We start from the raw sequence: 1,053 nt of genomic DNA on the forward strand, positions 1-1,053 counted from the left end.
CTTCAACAGATCCAAATAAATTTAGCCCTGTGGTTCCGAATAAAAGGGCCTGCATACCAGTAATTTCGATGCCCCGTTCCGCCCACCATTCTTTTACACGAGCAATATCCTCATCCAGCGCAGCGACAGGAATCGGAAAGTATTTACCTGGCGCGATGTCAATAGCATTTATAGAATTGCGACATAAAAGCGCCGCAATTTTTTCATCTTCCGACACATCCCAGGCGATATTGGATACGGCAAGTCTCATGACGCTCCCCCCCGAACTACGCTAGCTATATGTGGCTCCGATTGGGCGTAGGATCGAACTGCCTGGAGCGTATCGCGTGCGCTATATTGATACCCTCCTCGCCCTGCGAAAAGCGCCGCATACTTGCTTTGAAAATCGTAAGTTGCATAGTCGTTAGGTAGCTCATTAGAAAAAAACTTACCAAAACCCTCCATAGAAACTTCACCAACACTAATAGGCTCTGCTGTAAGATGAATTAGTTTTAAGTCGGCTGCCATCGCCGTCCGAATGTCATACCAAAGATTAACCATCGGATAAAACTGAAAAATCCCCCGACTGTCTACCGCATCCAGATTATTACTATTTAAAAAGTCAAAAATTATATTTTTCCTGAGCCCAGGACCAACCAAACCAGGCAACCGAACAATCAGGTTATCAGGAAAGTTCTCTTCAACAAATTTTTCCAGCAGTCGGCGATGCAAACCGTACGCATGAAGGTCATGCTCATCGACAGGCGAATCTTCGTTGACACCTACCGCGTCTTTAAAAACATCCGCGGTACTAATTAAGACAAATCTTTTACACTGAATATTTTTTAGGTGAGCAATAAGCCCGTTAATTTTTTCAAGGTCAGCCGCAGGATCTTTGTTGGCCATCCACTTTTTCGCTGGCGCTCCGGCGCATACCACCAAATCAAAACTTTTATTATCGATTTCGCCAATAGTTGTTGAGCGATAAATCTGATCAAAAGCACACTGCTTCAGGCGGCGGCCGGGGTGGGCCATGATGAACCGTGCGACGGTGACCGTGGCGACCACGCCACC

At 46.2% G+C, this 1,053-nt stretch carries 2 protein-coding genes; both read right to left on the reverse strand.

The window, feature by feature from the left end:
• On the reverse strand, positions 1–250 hold a 250-nt coding region (locus AB0J06_RS26440; protein ID WP_357432391.1), incomplete at its 3' end, for a hypothetical protein.
• On the reverse strand, positions 247–1,053 hold an 807-nt coding region (locus AB0J06_RS26445), incomplete at its 5' end, for a hypothetical protein (protein ID WP_357432393.1). The genes AB0J06_RS26445 and AB0J06_RS26440, both read right to left, overlap by 4 nt.

The sequence above is a fragment of the Micromonospora sp. NPDC049679 genome, assembly GCF_040659735.1.
In the GTDB taxonomy this organism is placed as follows: Bacteria; Actinomycetota; Actinomycetes; order Mycobacteriales; family Micromonosporaceae; genus Micromonospora_I.